The organism is Companilactobacillus alimentarius DSM 20249 (assembly GCF_002849895.1).
Lineage (GTDB): Bacteria > Bacillota > Bacilli > Lactobacillales > Lactobacillaceae > Companilactobacillus > Companilactobacillus alimentarius.
In genome coordinates, this window is record NZ_CP018867.1 from 1,283,946 (window position 1) to 1,300,941 (window position 16,996).

16 protein-coding genes are annotated in these 16,996 nt (G+C 36.4%); 9 read left to right on the forward strand and 7 right to left on the reverse strand.

All coding sequences use genetic code 11. The features are described from left to right. Positions 1-216: 216 nt before the first annotated feature. Positions 217-1,563, forward strand: coding sequence for an NCS2 family permease (locus LA20249_RS06180; protein WP_269467168.1), 1,347 nt, complete (start codon positions 217-219; stop codon positions 1,561-1,563). Positions 1,564-1,812: 249 nt separating this feature from the next. Beyond that, on the forward strand, positions 1,813-4,869 hold the full coding sequence (locus LA20249_RS06185) for an L-type lectin family protein (protein WP_057739002.1): 3,057 nt from the start codon (positions 1,813-1,815) through the stop codon (positions 4,867-4,869). A 340-nt stretch (positions 4,870-5,209) separates the two neighbouring features. Here the strand turns inward: LA20249_RS06185 and LA20249_RS06190 are convergent, their stop codons facing one another. After that, positions 5,210-7,120 (reverse strand): heavy metal translocating P-type ATPase, encoded by a 1,911-nt coding sequence (locus tag LA20249_RS06190; protein ID WP_057739001.1) that lies wholly within the window; start codon positions 7,118-7,120, stop codon positions 5,210-5,212. 122 nt (positions 7,121-7,242) lie between these two features. On the opposite strand from LA20249_RS06190, the gene LA20249_RS06195 reads away from it, so the two are divergent. Continuing rightward, complete coding sequence (locus tag LA20249_RS06195; RefSeq protein ID WP_057739000.1) at positions 7,243-7,602, forward strand: ArsR/SmtB family transcription factor; 360 nt, start codon at positions 7,243-7,245, stop codon at positions 7,600-7,602. A gap of 88 nt (positions 7,603-7,690) precedes the next feature. Here the strand turns inward: LA20249_RS06195 and LA20249_RS06200 are convergent, their stop codons facing one another. Then, positions 7,691-9,103, reverse strand: a complete 1,413-nt coding sequence (locus LA20249_RS06200; protein ID WP_083477928.1) for an LCP family protein — start codon at positions 9,101-9,103, stop codon at positions 7,691-7,693. A gap of 233 nt (positions 9,104-9,336) precedes the next feature. On the opposite strand from LA20249_RS06200, the gene LA20249_RS06205 reads away from it, so the two are divergent. Both LA20249_RS06205 and LA20249_RS06210 read left to right on the forward strand, forming a co-directional pair. Continuing rightward, complete coding sequence (locus tag LA20249_RS06205) at positions 9,337-9,912, forward strand: hypothetical protein (protein WP_057738999.1); 576 nt, start codon at positions 9,337-9,339, stop codon at positions 9,910-9,912. A gap of 195 nt (positions 9,913-10,107) precedes the next feature. Continuing rightward, positions 10,108-10,287, forward strand: coding sequence for an IS3 family transposase (locus LA20249_RS06210; RefSeq protein WP_162254636.1), 180 nt, complete (start codon positions 10,108-10,110; stop codon positions 10,285-10,287). 55 nt (positions 10,288-10,342) lie between these two features. Here LA20249_RS06210 and ltrA read toward each other — a convergent pair whose 3' ends face one another. Then, complete coding sequence (gene ltrA, locus LA20249_RS06215) at positions 10,343-11,467, reverse strand: group II intron reverse transcriptase/maturase (protein ID WP_057738998.1); 1,125 nt, start codon at positions 11,465-11,467, stop codon at positions 10,343-10,345. 186 nt (positions 11,468-11,653) lie between these two features. Between ltrA and LA20249_RS06220 the strand changes: the two genes are divergently transcribed. Continuing rightward, positions 11,654-11,926: a hypothetical protein gene (locus LA20249_RS06220; RefSeq protein ID WP_057738997.1), complete on the forward strand. Its 273-nt coding sequence runs from the start codon at positions 11,654-11,656 to the stop codon at positions 11,924-11,926. A 200-nt stretch (positions 11,927-12,126) separates the two neighbouring features. Further along, positions 12,127-12,306: a hypothetical protein gene (locus LA20249_RS11860; protein ID WP_235806761.1), complete on the forward strand. Its 180-nt coding sequence runs from the start codon at positions 12,127-12,129 to the stop codon at positions 12,304-12,306. Between the two features lie 366 nt (positions 12,307-12,672). Here LA20249_RS11860 and LA20249_RS12075 read toward each other — a convergent pair whose 3' ends face one another. Together LA20249_RS12075 and LA20249_RS12080 are read right to left on the reverse strand one after the other, a co-directional pair. Then, positions 12,673-13,428, reverse strand: coding sequence for an acyltransferase family protein (locus tag LA20249_RS12075; RefSeq protein WP_371861868.1), 756 nt, complete (start codon positions 13,426-13,428; stop codon positions 12,673-12,675). Continuing rightward, a complete protein-coding gene (locus LA20249_RS12080) occupies positions 13,425-13,613 on the reverse strand; it encodes a hypothetical protein (protein ID WP_371861867.1) in 189 nt (62 codons plus the stop codon). The genes LA20249_RS12075 and LA20249_RS12080 overlap by 4 nt, the downstream gene beginning before the upstream one ends. A gap of 343 nt (positions 13,614-13,956) precedes the next feature. Between LA20249_RS12080 and LA20249_RS06235 the strand changes: the two genes are divergently transcribed. Together LA20249_RS06235 and LA20249_RS06240 are read left to right on the forward strand one after the other, a co-directional pair. After that, the gene (locus LA20249_RS06235) at positions 13,957-14,490 is read left to right on the forward strand and encodes a helix-turn-helix domain-containing protein (RefSeq protein WP_101836880.1); all 534 of its coding nucleotides are present in this window, start codon (positions 13,957-13,959) and stop codon (positions 14,488-14,490) included. 8 nt (positions 14,491-14,498) lie between these two features. Next, entirely contained in the window at positions 14,499-15,386 is an 888-nt protein-coding gene (locus tag LA20249_RS06240; RefSeq protein ID WP_255887630.1) for an IS3 family transposase, read from the forward strand. Positions 15,387-15,469: 83 nt separating this feature from the next. Here the strand turns inward: LA20249_RS06240 and alr are convergent, their stop codons facing one another. Next, positions 15,470-16,582 carry an alanine racemase gene (gene alr / locus LA20249_RS06245; protein ID WP_057739148.1) on the reverse strand — a complete coding sequence of 371 codons (1,113 nt, stop codon included), beginning with the start codon at positions 16,580-16,582 and terminating at the stop codon, positions 15,470-15,472. After that, complete coding sequence (gene acpS / locus LA20249_RS06250) at positions 16,582-16,941, reverse strand: holo-ACP synthase (RefSeq protein WP_057739149.1); 360 nt, start codon at positions 16,939-16,941, stop codon at positions 16,582-16,584. Before acpS ends, alr begins: the two co-directional genes overlap by 1 nt. Positions 16,942-16,996: the final 55 nt, after the last annotated feature.

Consider the following 16,996-nt stretch of genomic DNA (forward strand, 5'->3'; position numbering starts at 1 on the left):
CAATAAAGACACTTTTAGCAATCACGCTTGATTGTTCGAAGTGTCTTTTTGTTCGTGATTTATCCCTATATAACATTTTATAATATAAATTAATTTATCGTAATTATTTAAACACGAACTATATACAATATATAAACATAATTAATCGTGTTTTTCTTGCATTTATTTAAAAATTCTGTAATAATTTCTTAAGTAAAGAAAAACCTAGGGGGATTAATTGTGGAATCCACAAATAATGTAAATTTAAGTTTCATCGAAAAATTATTTCATCTCAAAGAAGCTCAGACGACTGTTCGTCGAGAGATTCTAGCAGGATTGACAACCTTTGTCTCAATGGCATATATTCTCTTCGTCAATCCCCAAGTTTTAGGGGTCGCAGGGATGGACAAAGGAGCTGTCTTCACCGCTACAGCCCTTTCCGCTATTTTAGGGTCACTGCTTATGGCGTTATTAGCAAATTACCCTATTGCAATTGCTCCAGGTTTAGGTGACAACGCCTTTTTTACCTACTCTGTAGTTTTAGCTATGGGCATTCCTTGGCAAACGGCAATGGCTGGTGTTTTCATCTCCAGTATTCTCTTCTTAATCATCTCTGTAGTTAAATTACGTGAAATAGTCATTGATTCGATCCCGCACGATTTAAAACTCGCTATGGCATCAGGAATCGGTCTCTTCATTGCCTTTGTTGGTCTGCAAGGTGGCGGACTCGTTGTCAGCAGCAAATCAACTTTAGTAGCGATGGGATCATTGACAGTACCTACTACCTGGCTTACCATATTTGGACTGATCGTAACTGGGTTATTGATGGCAAAGAAGGTTCCCGGATCAATTTTTATCGGAATGGTTCTGACTACGATCTTAGGTTTAGTAACCAAACTTATTCCCTTGCCTCACCACATTGTTTCATCGATTCCTAGTATGAGGCCTACTTTTGGAGTTGGTATCGCTCACTTACCTGATTTAGCTAATCCACAGCTTTGGGCAGTTGTCTTAGTCTTCTTATTAGTAGCTTTCTTTGATACTGCTGGTACTCTGATCGGCTTGGCTGAACAAGCTGGCTTCATGAAGAACAACAAGATGCCTCGAATCGGTAAAGCTTTGATGGCTGATTCCATTTCGATGTTTGGTGGCGCTGTTATGGGAACTACTCCTACAGCCGCCTATGTTGAATCGTCTGCCGGAATTGCTGTCGGTGGTCGGACTGGTTTAACATCCCTAGTTGTCAGCGTCATGTTTGCTTTAGCAATGTTCTTCTCTCCACTTTTGAGTATCGTTACTTCCAATATTACCGCACCTGTTTTAATCATTGTCGGTATCTTGATGGCTCAATCAATGAAACAAATTGACTGGAGTAAGTTTGAAATTGCCATGCCTGCCTTTTTAACTATCGTGGGTATGCCTCTAACTTACAACATCTCTTATGGATTTGCTTTCGGAATCCTCTTTTATCCTTTAACAATGTGGGCCGCTGGACGAGGCAAAGAAGTTAAACCTGTGATGTATGTTCTCTTCGTTGTCTTTATCATCCTGCTCTACATTATTAATATTTTACCTAGCAAATAGTAAATCAAAAATAGACCATTCCTTAAAACAGGGATGGTCTATTTTTTAGCTCTATTCACCTAAATTCCTGATTTCATAATTGAAGAAATTATTCTTTATATCTTTTTTTATACCAAATATGGTTGTATATAATGGATTTTGTCAAAATCTGTTAAATTAATTGTCTTATATAGATACATTTATAATTAAATAACACTATATGATATATACATAATTACAAATATTAATCTTACTTGGGGTGGAAAGATTATGAAACATCAGGGAACTAAATATAAATCATTCTTACTAATTATGTTCTTTTTCACATTAATGACCTTTTTTATGCCGTCAACTACAGTACAGGCTGTACCATCTGATGATGACGTTTTGAAAGCCGCACCTAGCGGAATGAAATTAGGCAATCTATTTGAGTACCCAACAACTTATACCGGAAGTAAAACCGTCAACAACTCCGTTCAAGTCAGAACAGCTGGCGGCAGTAATCCTAATCCAGTTGACGTTATTCAAATGACCAACGGTGACAAGCAAGTCTCCTCGATTTGGGGAAGAAAAACTAATCCCGATGACTCATCTAAAGACTACAATTATTTTGATTTGAGCAAAGAACAGACCATTTCCGGTTGGATCTATGTTGGACCAACTTACAACGTCTCCGGTGACGGTATTACTTTGGTTTTACAAAATGACGACAACGGTATCAACGCTATCGGTCGTTACCATAAAGATAACCTCCTTTTATCCGATGATGATTACGCTGCTTCTGGTGAATCTCTTGGGGTTTATGGATCCACTGATTCCCAATTTACTACTACCGATCCCAGTCAATTATCCAGTTCAGCTATTCAAAACAGTTTCGCACTGGAATTCGATTCTTTCCGTAATGATTCTGTTGTGACAGGATCAGCTATTGATCTTGCTATGGGTAATATTAAAGATAGCTATTTTGATAATCTTCTTGATTCCCAAAATACTGCCGAAACTAAGGGTCAACATGTGGCTTGGAGTTATCCAGCCGACAGTGGTACTTATGAAAAGACCGCCACTGGTAAAGACGCTTGGCACCACTTCTCTTTCACTTACAAACCAGATACTGACGACAGTAATTACGGCTATATCAGTTACGTTTATAATGATCGTGAAAATGATGGTACCGTTAAGCCATATCGGACTTGGGATAAACGTCCTCGAGATAGTGACAGTCCAATAAAGATCGACCTTAGAAAGTTCAATCTAAAAGACGGACAGACTAAGATTCGTTGGGGCTTCACTAGTTCTACTGGTTCACCAAATTCAACTCCTGGATCAAACGATATTATCGTTGAAAAGATTCCTTCTGTCTTAAATGTCCTCGACCAATCAGGTCTATATGACGTTACACAAGGACGCAATATTAAAGATCTTGACCACAGAGCTGCTAATCCAACTGATGATGACAAAGATTATACCGTTGATGATGGCGATAAATTAGCATTTACTTATAACCTAAACTACAGTTCTGGGATAACTGGAACGGGTGACATCAAGGCTAAAATCCAGCTGCCACAAAATGTTCTCTATCAAAATGACGATAATAATCATATCGGTGAAATCGACTATACCGACGATCCTAATAGTAAAACTTATATCGACGCTTCACAATTGAGTACGACTACAAACGCTGAGGGCGACGATGTTCAAACATTGAATCTTGATCTGAGTGCTTTGTCCGAAAAGAATACCAATGTGAAAGTTACGATTTACGGTACTGCCAACGCTCCCACTAGCAACACTTTGAAGACGACGACGGTCAATCCTGAACACACGTCTTACAAGAGTGACTACTACAACAACGATGTTATGAGTTACGGCTTTATGATCACTAACGAGCGTTTACAGATTGCTGCTGACAAGGATAGTGAGACTCAAAAAGTCAAACTTTCTGACGACTTCAATTTAACAGGAACCGCTAAGTATTTAATGAGCTCAAAATTCAATGGCGACGACCTGTCTGCTTACGGTGAAATCTACGACAAAGACGGCAACGATACCGATTTAAAGAGTACTTGGACTGTTCCCGTTGCGAAAGATTCCACGACTGGTGACTTTTCGCTCAATATCCCTAAAGAAACCCTCGACGTCGGAACTTACAAAATCAAAGTCCATCTAACTGACAGTAACGACTTAGTTTCTAACACTATTACTTATAACATCACCGTTACTAAAAATGAACTAATCATCACCCCCGATAAGACCGATATCACTGTAAACGACAACAAGCCAGTCGATTTGACCGGCAGCTACAAGTATTCCGACAACGCCGATTTTCAAGATAAGAACGTAACCAAGACTTACGAAATAACCAACGCAAACGGAACCACCCACAAGTTGACCCAAACCATGGCCCACGATAAGAAAATTGATGTTGACCTCAAACCAATTGCCTATGACCAATCACCCGACCAGACTCTCAGCGACTACTTGAAGAACCCTAAGAGCGATAACGTCTTAGCTGAAGGTAAAAACGTTGTAAAAATTACCGTACAAGATGGAACTTATGCCAGTGCCGAAACCACCGTCAACATAAACGTTCCTAAATTGTCCCCAACTATCACCAAAACAACTTCTAACGGAATCAACGTTTTAGGACCAACCGGAAAAGTACATTTTCCAATTGATTTCTCTTACGGTTCTGATTACACCTTGAATCCTAACGAATTGATTGGCGTCTTCACAGTCGATCAACAAGATCCAGTTAGTTTAAAGATCAATAATCCAACAACCGCTCAAAATTCTAGTTTCGACATGAGCTTTGATTTAGCCGGCAATCAAATAAATCTACCAAGCGACAAAAATTCCGCAACCGTTACCCTCTACTTCACCGATCCTTATGGACGAAAGACCAATACCGAAAGCTTCAATTTGAGTATTTTATCCTATGCTTTGGAATTAGACTTCAACAACTATCGCTTCCAAACAATCGATCCCAAGACCTTTGAAGCCGGATATATCAAACGCTCTGGCGATTGGGACCTCAACGTAACCAGTTATAAAGCAAGTTGGGTCTTAAAAGCCGAAGCCGATAATTTAGATTATGAAAGTACCCAACAACCCTCAAACCTTTCCATGGCCTACGTTAATAAAGACGATTTAGCAACCGCCTTACAAAGCAATCCTCAGATTGCCAAAAGCGATAAAATGGAAGCTCAAACCGTTGATATCAGCGACCAGTGGAATAGCGATAATGGCATCTTGTTAAAAACCAACACCTTACCAAAACAAGGCGATTATACAGGAACCATTCATTGGAATTTAACCGAAAGCCTTTAATATAGAGAGCGCGAAAAGCCCCGGTTAGCTTCCGAGCATTAAGGACAAAGGACCCCAATAACTCGAACTTAAGTTATTGGGGTCCTTTGTTTTTAAGCGGAAGAAGCTGGGGCTTTTCGCGCGTTTACATCGCATGTTTGATTAACAAAACATAAATGAGGTATTGCTTTAAAGAAAATAAGCCATAATAACTCGAACTTAAGTTATTGAGTCCTATTATTTTTAAGCGGAAAAAGCTATGTTGTGTTTCGCGTTTACGCTGCATGTTTGATTAACAAGGTAGTAATATATTCCCGTCCACCCAAGCACTCATATCAAATACGGCAAAGAAAAACAAATCTCAATTTCTAAAACTAATAAACTGCAATCGAATCGCATTCAAAACTGCAATGATCGTTACACCGACATCAGCGAAAACTGCTTGCCACATGTTGACCATACCTAATGCTCCTAACAGTAAGAACAAAACCTTAACTATCAAAGCAAAACTGATATTCTCGACTACGATTTTTCGTGTCTTTTTAGCAATTTTCATAGCTTCAGAAACTTTGGAAGGTTCGTCACCCATGATGACAATATCGGCAGCTTCAACGGCGGCATCTGATCCTAAACCGCCCATCGCAAATCCAATATCAGCCGTCGCTAAAACAGGCGTATCGTTGATTCCGTCACCAACAAAGGCAACTTTCTTGTTATTTTGAGGTGATACCTTCAATAAATCATTGATAATTGAAACCTTATTTTCCGGCAAAAGGTCTGTATAGACGTTCGACATTTTCAAACGCTTAGCTATAGTGGTGCCGACTGCTTGGTTGTCGCCGGTCAACATGACGTTCTTGTGAATACCACGATTATTCAAGAGCTCGATTGCTCGTTTGGCGTCAGTTTTCTCAACGTCAGCAATGACGATATCGCCCCAGAATTGTTGATTAACCGCAACATAGACCACCGTTCCCACAGCATCAGTCGCTTGGAAATTCTTGACCTGTTGCATCGCTTTGACATTGCCGACGATCACTTCTTGACCATTTACTTTGCCGTAAAGTCCATGACCTGCCTTTTCGATCACGTTTACCGCTGGTACGAGTTTACCTGAATAAGCTTTCAAAATCGAAGTCGCAATCGGATGAGTCGAGTTCTTCTCCAAACTCGCTGCCATCTGCAACAATTCATCTTTAGTGACATTTTTAGGGTTGACCGCCACAACTGAGAATTGCCCCTTCGTCAACGTTCCCGTCTTGTCAAAAGCCACCGTGTCAACGTAATTCAAGGCTTCCAAGTAATTGCTGCCCTTGACCAAAATACCTTGTCTGGAAGCCGCCCCGATACCGCCGAAGAAACTCAGAGGTACTGAGATGACCAAAGCACAAGGACAAGAAATCACTAGGAAAATTAGAGCCCGATAGACCCAAGTGTGCCAATCACCCGTCATTAGTGAGGGAATAATTGCTAAAGCCACCGCCAAAATAACGACGATTGGCGTATAAATTTTGGCAAATTTAGTAATGAACTTCTCCGTGTCAGCCTTTTTATTGCTGGCATTCTCAACTAGATCTAAAATCTTGGCAACGGTCGAATCATTGTAGAGTTTAGTAACCTTAATCTGCAAAGTCCCCGTCTGATTGATTGATCCGCTCAAAGCCGTGTCGCCTATCTGCAAATTCTGCGGCATTGACTCCCCGGTCAAAGCAGAAGTATCCACTGCCGAACTTCCTAAGACAACTGTTCCATCAAGCGGAATCTTTTCTCCCGGCTTAACCAAGATTGTTTCACCAATTTGAACAACACTTGGATCAACAACTTTGTTCTGTTGCCCCAAAATTAACGTTGCTGAAACCGGCTTGACTTCAAGCAATGCAGAGATTGATTTCTTCGATCTGTTGACGGCAATATCTTCGAAAACATTACCCAACTCGTAAAATAACATCACGGCAATTGCTTCGGGATATTGTTTCAGAATAATAGCACCAATAGTAGCGATACTCATCAAGAAATTCTCGTCGAAAATCTCACCATGAAAAATATTTTTGATCGCTTGCCAAACGATTCGAGCCCCAATGACTAAGTAAGCCGTGACTAGCAAAATAATATTCAATGGCTGAGAAACCAGTGAACTCGAACCCACGATCAATAAAACAAATGCAATCAATAGTCGCGTGATCGTCCACTTAGTTCCTAGACTCAATTCATTTTTGATTGAATTAGTTTTCTTTTTAGTTTTGTAATCAGTTTGGACATTGTACAACTTCATCAGTTTTGCCCTCCTTGAAAAGGTTTACATGCTCATATGAATATATGAACATTCATTCATATATAAATTATAATATAATGAGTTGTTATATTGCAACCTAATTTCAACAAGAGGATTAATTAATGTCAGAACAAAATTTTGAAATCGAGCATCAAAAGGCTCTGCATAATTTAAAACAGAATTTGCCAGATAATCAGGATTTGGAGGCAATGGTCAACGTCTTCAAGGCTTTCGGGGATATGACCAGAGTCAAAATAATTTTGGCTTTGTCAGAAACGCCACTGAGTGTCGGGGAAATCGCTGATACTTTGGATATGAGCCAGTCGTCCATTTCCCATCAATTAAGCATTTTGAAACAGTTGAATTTGGTCTCCAACGCAAGACGTGGAAGAAATATCCACTATCGTTTGAGTGACCAACACATCATTACTATTTTCAATCAGACTAAGGAACATATTATTGAGGATGATAATGACTATTAACCTACCAACTGCAAAATTTCAAGCATAGCAAATAGTCCACAGATACTAGATAGAACATCTAGTATCTGTGGACTATTTGTATTATCTATTATTCACCATAACCTGATGATTCATAGCCATTAGTTACACCACTATCTGAGCCATCACTAGTTGATGAACCACTGCCATACGAATTACTACTATCATTTGAAGAAGTAGTATTGTTGGAACTATTACTGCCTGTCGTAGATGAAGTGGAACCACTAGTATTGGAAGAAGTCGTGCCACCACCGTAATAACTATTCGACGACGAACCACTACCACCAGTTGATCCTGTATATGAAGAACTGTTGCTTGAAGTTCCTCTTGAAGAACCGCCAGTATATGATGAAGCCGTCCCATTACTACTATTCGTGGACCCAGTTCCAGTTGTTGAAGAACCAGTTGTCGCAGAATTGTCGGCCGTACTTGTAGCATTACCAACAGAACTACTGTTATCAGAAGCATTATTATTGGTAGTCTCAGTTTGTGTAGCTACTTTCTTACTCTTTTTAGTCGATTTCTTCTTCTTAGTTTTCTTTTTAACGTCTGGTTGAATCTTTTCGTCTAACTTATAAGCAATCGTCCCCGTTTTAACGTGCTCGAGGTTTAAATTACCGCGGACAAAATTAGTTACCCGTTGCAATTCAGACTGCTTGATCACTTTCATACTCTGTTTAGCAATTCTATTACTTTCACCCTTTAGATGAGTCTGGTCAATTTCGCCATCACCAGCAAAATAACTTTTAGCCAAAACTCTCAAATCAGCGAAAGTCAGATCAGTTTGTGTTTGCTTAGCCAAAGTATTGAAGAAATCTTGATTTAACAAAGTCGAAATTGAGTCACTCTTGCGTAAAATACCGCTCAATATCTCAAATTGACGAACTTGGCGACCATAGTCATCATTAGCGTCATTCACATAATTAATAGCCTTAGTACTATTCATGTGCGTCTTTTGACCCTGCTCAAAAATATCGACACCATTTATCTTATCAATGACCTGTTCCATGGCGTTCATGTTAATAAGTGCGTAAAAATCAATCGGTACATTCAAGAACTTACCAACCGTAGTGACCGCAGTTTTTGCCTGACCATAAGAGTAAGCAGCACTGATTTTAGCCGGAGATTTCCCCTTAAAGCCCGGTACAACAACCGCTGAATCACTAGGAATACTAGTAATAGACGTCTTCTTAGTCTTAGAATCAATCGTCACGACCATCATCGAATCCGTGCGACCAGTGTAATTACGACCCGATTCATCATTGTCCGTTCCCATTAATAAGATAGAAACCGGAGTCCTCTTTTTCAAAATAGAACTAACATTTCGCTCTTTATCCACACCCGACGGTGCAAAAGAACTATTAATTGCAGCCTTTACACTCCGATAATGCGACATCCCAAATGCCGCCGTACCAAGAATAATCAAAGCCACAAGTGATAAAAAGACATTACGAAAAGTATGACTTTTGTGTTTTGTGTGCATTTGTTTTCCCCCATTGGTTCTTTACCCTATTGTGTTAATTTTATCATATTTACCAGGGTGTTTCGGGATATGGGACAAAAAAAGCCAGATCTATGTGATAGACCTGAACTTCAAGTTGGAATAAATATTATTGTTTTTTATTAAAAATGACTAAAATTAATACTACTATTTACTTTCATATTTCTTATAATTAAATATGGTAAAAAAATAAGAAACGAAAGAAGAGAAACATAATGAAATTAAATTCCAAATTGGTTTACTGGCTGAAGAATAATAAAATTCCAATAATCCTGCTTAGTTACTCTACCCCAAGTATTTTAATTCTTATAATAGAATTTATTGGTGGTTTCGAGGGAATCAGTATATTACAATTTTTTAACTCGATTTTATTAGGTGTCATTATAGGATTAGCATTTGGTATTAACGTCAGTATTGCGTATCTTTCAAATGATAATTTATCAAAAAATGCAAGTGTGATTTGTTTTAGAGTAATTTACTTATTTTTATTAGACATTTTTACCATTTACCTAGCAAATAATAAATCCAACATTTCAAGTACAATAAATTCTAGTTTGTCAAATTATTATGTTTTTCTTACATTTTTAACTATATTAACTGTGATAACCTTATTTTATTTTTTTAAAATCTTACAAGTATTCTATCGTTCAATAATGAAGAGGAGAAAGGCATTATTCGATGGCTTTGAAAAATCCACCGAAATAAGGGGTGATATTATTGGATTCGATGGGATAATAATTGTTGCCTTAATCGGATTCTTTGGGGTATTAATAACCGTCATATCACAATGAAAATAAATTAAAATTGCAAGCTTAGATTTTCATTCTGTTAATAGCGGTTTAAAAACATAGGTATTTGCAATCATTTTGTTCTTTTTAAACGAAATGATTTTCCTGCTATTTTAATAACGTGAGCATGATCAAGAATAACATTACCAATTGAGTTGTTATACTGATGAACTATCTGTGAATGAATTTATACAAAGTATGTCTCGCAAGGGAAATTGTCTCGACAATGCGCCAATTGAAAATTTCCTTCATCTATTTAAAATAAAATGTCTCAATGGATTTCCACAATGTAAGAACATTGTGGAAATTAAAGAAATTTCAAAGGATTACGTTGATTGTTTCAACAATCAGCGTAATCGAGTAGGAGGTGACGATTAGTCACCGACCTCTCACACCACCGTACGTACGGTTCCGTATACGGCGGTTCACTAATTTAAGCATTTTGAATAGACTCGAGCTTCTTGGACATATTTATTAGCCCAAGGGACTCGAGTTTTCTATTCGTTAAAGTGTATAACAACGTCTTACTATGGGCTGTTCGCCAGTATCCCTTACGGGTATTGGCGAATACCCAGGCTTGATTCTTTGTCATACCAAGTTTTACTAGGTTTCTAATCTTAGTTTTAATTTTCTTCCATGATTTCCAAATATATTGTCTGATTCTCGAACGAAGCCATTCATCTAAATTTTTAATGAATGTTTTCATATTTCCAATCCCATAGTAGTTGAGCCAACCTATCATCTTTTGATGTATCTCTTTAAAGAGAACATCGAGGCTTCTTCCTCGGTTCCTCTTTGTCATTAACTTAAGTGACTGTTTGACTCTCTTCTTAGCTTGTCCGCTAGGTCTTATATAAACACCTTTAGTAGACACACCAAGTGAGAATCCTAGAAATTTCAATCTTAATGGAGAACCAACTTTGGTCTTCTTTCGATTGATGGTTAATTTCAAGTCTTTCTCAAGAAATTTCGAAATACTTTCAAGAACCCGGTATCCAGCTCGTTTACTTTTGACATAAATATTACAGTCATCGGCATAGCGAACAAACTTATGTCCACGGGACATAAGTAATTTATCGAGCTCATTCAAATAGATATTAGCTAGTAATGGGGAAAGATTGCCACCTTGTGGCGTTCCTTTCTCGGACTTTTGAAATAGTTGTCCATCCATTACACCACTAGTCAGGAATTTGCGAATCATTCTCAATAACCATTCATCATCGATATATCGTTTGATGAATTTCATTAGTAAGTCATGATTGACTGTATCGAAGTATGATTTTAGGTCAAGGTCTATCATAACGTGATAGACTTGATCATAAAATTCTGCGACACATTTTATGGTATCATGGGCACTTCGATTTGGTCTAAATCCAAAACTATTATCAGAAAACATATTCTCAAACACAGGCGTCATTGCTTGTGCAATCGCCTGTTGTATCAAACGGTCAGCGACCGTTGGTACACCCAGCTTACGTTTGGACCCATCAGGTTTAGGTATTTCTACTCTTCTGACAGGTTTGGGGTTATAAGCTAGATTGAGATTATCTCTATTCAAAACTAATTCTTTAAATGAAATGCCACCCTTATTCGTACCTTCACTACCAAGTTAACGCCCATGCCAGGCGCACCACAAAAATAGAGTTGATAGCAAAATACCTATCAACTCTATTTATCGTACAACCAAAACTTATTGAATCCTTTCTCTGAAGAAGACATTACCTGTGTCGTATCAAAGGAATCAATGGTCAATTTCTGCAAGTTTAAATACTCATTAGATTCGAAATACATCAGCTGTACGGTTGAAGTCGTCTTAACAGACAATCAGCAACGAATTCTATATTGTTATAACGAAGAACCAATAAGGACGCTCGACGTAACTACTAATCAATTTAATTTTAATGTTGCAAATCAAAAATCCAATCTTTTAAAGGACCATTCAGAAGATAAAATTAAAACTTATATCAGTGAACATTCAACACAATATGACAATTTAGGAACTGAACTGGAGGAGTAAAATAATCCATTTCCAAGGTATTATTAAATAACCTAGAAGCATTAAATCTACAAAAGATGAAGGCATATTTCCAATCTACATAAACCAAACAAACAGTGAACAACTTCCGTTTACAGAGGCATTACTTCGCTTAACTGAACTAGAAATAGATTGGCAAAATTGGATATCATAATTTAGCATTTTTAGATAAGCACGAGAATTTGATTCTCATTAGTAGTTCTGGTGTCGATAAAGCTCACTTAGTAATTAGTCTGGAAATCGTAGCTTACCAGCAAGACAAGCGAGCGTTATTCATCAATTGTCATGAATTTCAAATGAGATTACACAGTATACATGAAAAAATTAATGGAAAGAACAATTCGTCGCTACGTGCAATATGAATTTTTAATTATCTATGAGGTAGGCTATTTGCCAATCAGCCATGATCAAGATTAATTTACTATTCCAATTGTTCAATACTCGATATAAACAAAATTTTACAGTTATGGAAAGCTTTCTTGTCCGCTTAGTATACCATGCTCACGCTATTAAAATAACAAAAAAATCACATCATTTAAAGGAAACAAAACGACTGCTAAAAACTTACATTATTAAACCGCTCTTGACAAATACTTCTATCGATCTTTTGATTGACTTAAACTTTTACAATGTTTAGTTTTTTTATCCATTAAAAATACCTTACCCTTTATTTCAATGAGGTGACCATACTTCTACGCTGGTACCGCTAGAATAAAGTCGGCCATTTACTATTCACTTATTTTTAAATATTTATCGGGATGAAAAAAGAAATTTACAACATTCATCTTTCCTGATAAATAACAAATAAATATTGAAGCACTACATGACAAAAATATTAATAAAAATAGAAAAAGAAAATAATTTGATATTCCTATCCTAAGTAAAACAATCTTGAAAAATGATGAAAAAGGCAAGTGTACTAAATATATAATGATTGAGTATTTACCATACTTTTCAAAATAATTGAAGAATTTATTATTACGAAAATGATAGAAAAGGAAAAACATTAAAAATATACTTCCAATTTTAAAAATGGCTGTGTTTAACAACATATCATTATTTCTAAACCACATACCACCCAAATAAATTCTAACTGCTAATCCCAATACCGTAATTATTAAAGAAACTGCAAACACTACATAGCTATTAAGAATATTTATATTTTTCCCAATTATGATACCCACATAGAAACAAGGTAACCATGAAAATGCTGAGTATATAAAATACGGTAAATCTATTAATTGTACTAAGACAAACAGAATTATACATAAAACTAATTGAGTATGAAAAGGTATTCTCATAATATTTATTAATCCTATAAAAACAAACACAAAAAACAATGCATATAAGAACCAAAGATATTCTATTGGTTGCTTATATATATATATTAAACTTCTCCACGAATTCAATCTATTAACGGTTGTTAAATGCTGTAACGATACAAATAAAATAGAAAACACAATATAAGGTATTGAAAAATTTATAAATTTTTTTTAATAGAGTACAGGTATTCTTTACTAGACTTAGGATTTTTATATAGAAATCCTGATAATGCAAAAAAACATGGCATTATAAATGTATATATTATTGCAAGTAATGATTTAGAAATCACATCATAGTTAGAAAAGTTGTTTGTTTCATAAATTTCATTTATACAATGTACAACCAAAACAAAAAAATAGTAAGTCCCTTGCCAAAATCAATCCACCTAATTCTTTTTATTAAATATCTCTCCAATAATATAATTTAATAAAATTCACTTAATATTTTTCAATTAAATGATTCGTTTAACACTATTTTATTTTCTAATTAGAAAAGTGTTTATTTTATTTACGGCATTGTTAACTACTCTAATGTTATTAATTCCAATTTTTTTAAATATCCACTGTCTTAACAGATCAATGCTAAAAATAATAATATATATTAATAGAAATATCACTATAGCACCAAAAAGGTTAAAGTGCTTCATAATTGTTAGACAAGAAATCTAACAGTTATGGAGCGCTTTTTATATGGTTAAATACAGTTCAAAATTAAAGGCAGAAGTTGTTGGTGAATACCTCCAAGGTGGAACCAGCATGCAAAGTCTCTCAGAGAAACATAATTTACCTAAACGGCAAGTCAGTTTCTGGATTCAAAAATATCGCTTAAGCGGCGTAGACTCGCTTAAGCGAAAAAAAACTAAACGAAGCTTTTCAGCTGAATTTAAAATTGATGTGATAAACTACTATCAAACTCATGATGAAACTTTAGCTGAAGTATCCGCCAGATTTGATGTTAACAAGTGTCAGATTAGTTCCTGGAGAACGGCATTCAATAAACATGGCATAGAAGCCTTGAAGTCTCATCCGAAAGGCAGAAAATCCAAAGTGAAAAATGATAAAAAGAAATTACGTCATTTAATAAACAAGAATGAATTAGATCAACTTCGCGAGGAACTCGCAAAGAAGAATCAAGAATTATATGACACAAAGTTGGAGAATGATATTTTAAAAAAATCAATGACCCTGTTCGGAACTTCAAAGGACGCAAAAAAACACAAATAGTTGATCAGATCAGGGTAGAACAAGAGTCTCTTCCAAAAGCAGAACGGTATAAGATAGGCGATATTCTTAAGGCCATTGGACTTAAAAAGGCCACTTACCATGATGAGCGTAAACGTATCAAAAATCATGTAGATAAGTACAAAGATATAAAAACTGAAATATTAAAAATTACTGAAAGTGGAAAATGTCGTGGACGCCTAACCTACGGTTATCGTCGCGTACAAGAAGGATTAATTAAACTAGATGTTCACATAGCAGATGCCGTAGCTCGTCGCTTGATGAATGAGTTAAATGTTCAAGTAAATCTTTATAATCGTCATAAAAATGGAAAGTATTCCTCATATAAAGGAACTGTTGGAAAGGTCGCACACAACATTTTACATCAACAGTTTAATGAAACTGAGCCCTTTAAAGTCCTGCATACAGATGTCACACAAGTTCGTTTAAGGGATAACGAATGGGCTTATGTTTCCGCAATTACCGACGAGGCAAGCAAAGAAGTTCTAGCGTTCCAAGTAAGTAATAGTCCCAATAGTAAATTAATTATGGATACATTAAATGAATTAACGACAGTTATACCTAAAGGAAGCAACCCAGTGATACATTCAGATCAAGGCTGGCATTATCAACTAAATTATTATACTGATAGGCTTTCTGAAGATGGATTTATACAGAGCATGTCTCGCAAAGGAAATTGTCTCGACAATGCGCCAATCGAAAGTTTCTTTCATCTATTCAAAACAGAATGTCTCAATGGATTTCCACCTTGTAAAGATATGAAAGAATTTAGGAAACTTTCTAAGGAGTACGTCGATTGGTTTAACAATCGACGCATCTCAAGAAAAACAAAAGGCATGACTCCCCGCGAATACAGGGAACATGCCTTATCAGCTTAACAATATTCAATTTTGTCTAACTTTTGTGTTGCACTTTAAATTGATTAAATTCAATTAAGACGGATTTTTTATTTATAATTTCATTAATTTTTGTAAACTCGTGGCAATCTTTCACTCAAAGAACAAAGAATTTCATAACTGATTGTCCCTGCATATTTAGCGGCCTCAGTTGCCGTAATTTCATCATTACCATCTTTACCGATCAATGTTACCTTCGTTCCCACTGGCAATTCTTTTGGCAAGCGAACCATAAACTGATCCATGCAGACTCTCCCAACACTTTGACAACGTTGTCCGTTGATCAAAACATCGCAACCTTGCATTCTTCTCAACCAACCATCTTCATAGCCGATAGGTATTGTTCCGATCCATTCATCTTCTTTGCTAGTATAAGTGGCACCATAACCGACACTTTGTCCCGCTTTAATCTTTTTTACAAAGACTAACTCTGAAAACAGACTCAAAGCCGGTTCCAACTTGAATGGCAATTTAGTAATATCAGTCCCTGACGGATTCAAGCCATACATTGCAATACCATATCTCACCATATTAACGGCTAAATCACGATGCCATAGAGCTGTAGCAGAATTAGCACAGTGAACATAAGTGAATTTCGTTGGTAAATCACTAGTCATTTCCTTGAAATCTTTAACTTGTTTTTCAAAATATTTTTCATCAGGACTATCCGCTGTAGCAAAATGCGTATAAAGACCTTCAGGAATAAAGGCTTCTGGATGTTCATTCAAGAAATTGCAAGCTTCAATTAAATCAGCTTTTTCTTGAAAACCGATTCGGCCCATGCCACTGTCAATTCCTAAATGAATTTTCACATTCACGGCATGCAATTCAACTGCAACCTTCAGCCAATCTAAATTGCCCACTGTAAGCGAAATATCGGCACGTGCGGCAACTTTGGCGTATTCGACAGGAACTATACCTAAAACTAGAATTGGAGCACTAACGCCGTTATTACGAAGCTCTAATCCTTCGTCTAGTGTTGCTACACACAGACCCGTTGCGCCAAAAGCAATTTCAGCTTTAGCAACTTTTACCAGTCCGTGTCCATAAGCATTGGCTTTAACAACCGCAAAAATTTTTGTGCCATTAGGAACTGCCTTGAGCTCGTTTTGCATATTTTCCTTTAACTTATCCAAGTCGACTTCCACATAGGCTGGACGATGAATTGATGGTAACATTATTTTGCCTCCTCTAGAATAACCTCAGTTATTACTAGTTCATCTGTATCTGAAATGGATACATGGATATTACCCTTAAAAATTTCGGTTTTGATATATGGTTGACCAGATTCATGATTCAAAACACTCAAATCATGAAAACCAATGCCACGTAAACCAGTTCCCATAGCCTTAGTAAAAGATTCTTTAACTGAAAAGCGTCCTGTTAAGTAAGTCATTTTAGACTTTTCAGTATTTAAACTATTGAAAACTTCAATTTCATCAGCATTTAAAATCTTTTCTAGAAAACGTGGATGACGTCCATAAATTTTTCGTACACGATCAATTTCTGCAATATCTATCCCTAATCCTTTGATCATACATACCTCTCGCAATCTATTTTTGTAATTAATATCCTACAAGTGAAGTAAAACA

Excerpts from the sequence above, each read along its gene's own strand:
- LA20249_RS06185 (WP_057739002.1), top strand. The coding sequence starts at position 1,813 with ATGAAACATCAGGGAACTAAATATAAATCATTCTTACTAATTATGTTC.
- LA20249_RS06190 (WP_057739001.1), bottom strand. The coding sequence starts at position 7,120 with ATGAAGTTGTACAATGTCCAAACTGATTACAAAACTAAAAAGAAAACT.
- LA20249_RS06195 (WP_057739000.1), top strand. The coding sequence starts at position 7,243 with ATGTCAGAACAAAATTTTGAAATCGAGCATCAAAAGGCTCTGCATAAT.
- LA20249_RS06200 (WP_083477928.1), bottom strand. The coding sequence starts at position 9,103 with ATGCACACAAAACACAAAAGTCATACTTTTCGTAATGTCTTTTTATCA.
- LA20249_RS06205 (WP_057738999.1), top strand. The coding sequence starts at position 9,337 with ATGAAATTAAATTCCAAATTGGTTTACTGGCTGAAGAATAATAAAATT.
- LA20249_RS06210 (WP_162254636.1), top strand. The coding sequence starts at position 10,108 with ATGTCTCGCAAGGGAAATTGTCTCGACAATGCGCCAATTGAAAATTTC.
- LA20249_RS06220 (WP_057738997.1), top strand. The coding sequence starts at position 11,654 with ATGGTCAATTTCTGCAAGTTTAAATACTCATTAGATTCGAAATACATC.
- LA20249_RS06235 (WP_101836880.1), top strand. The coding sequence starts at position 13,957 with ATGGTTAAATACAGTTCAAAATTAAAGGCAGAAGTTGTTGGTGAATAC.
- alr (WP_057739148.1), bottom strand. The coding sequence starts at position 16,582 with ATGTTACCATCAATTCATCGTCCAGCCTATGTGGAAGTCGACTTGGAT.
- acpS (WP_057739149.1), bottom strand. The coding sequence starts at position 16,941 with ATGATCAAAGGATTAGGGATAGATATTGCAGAAATTGATCGTGTACGA.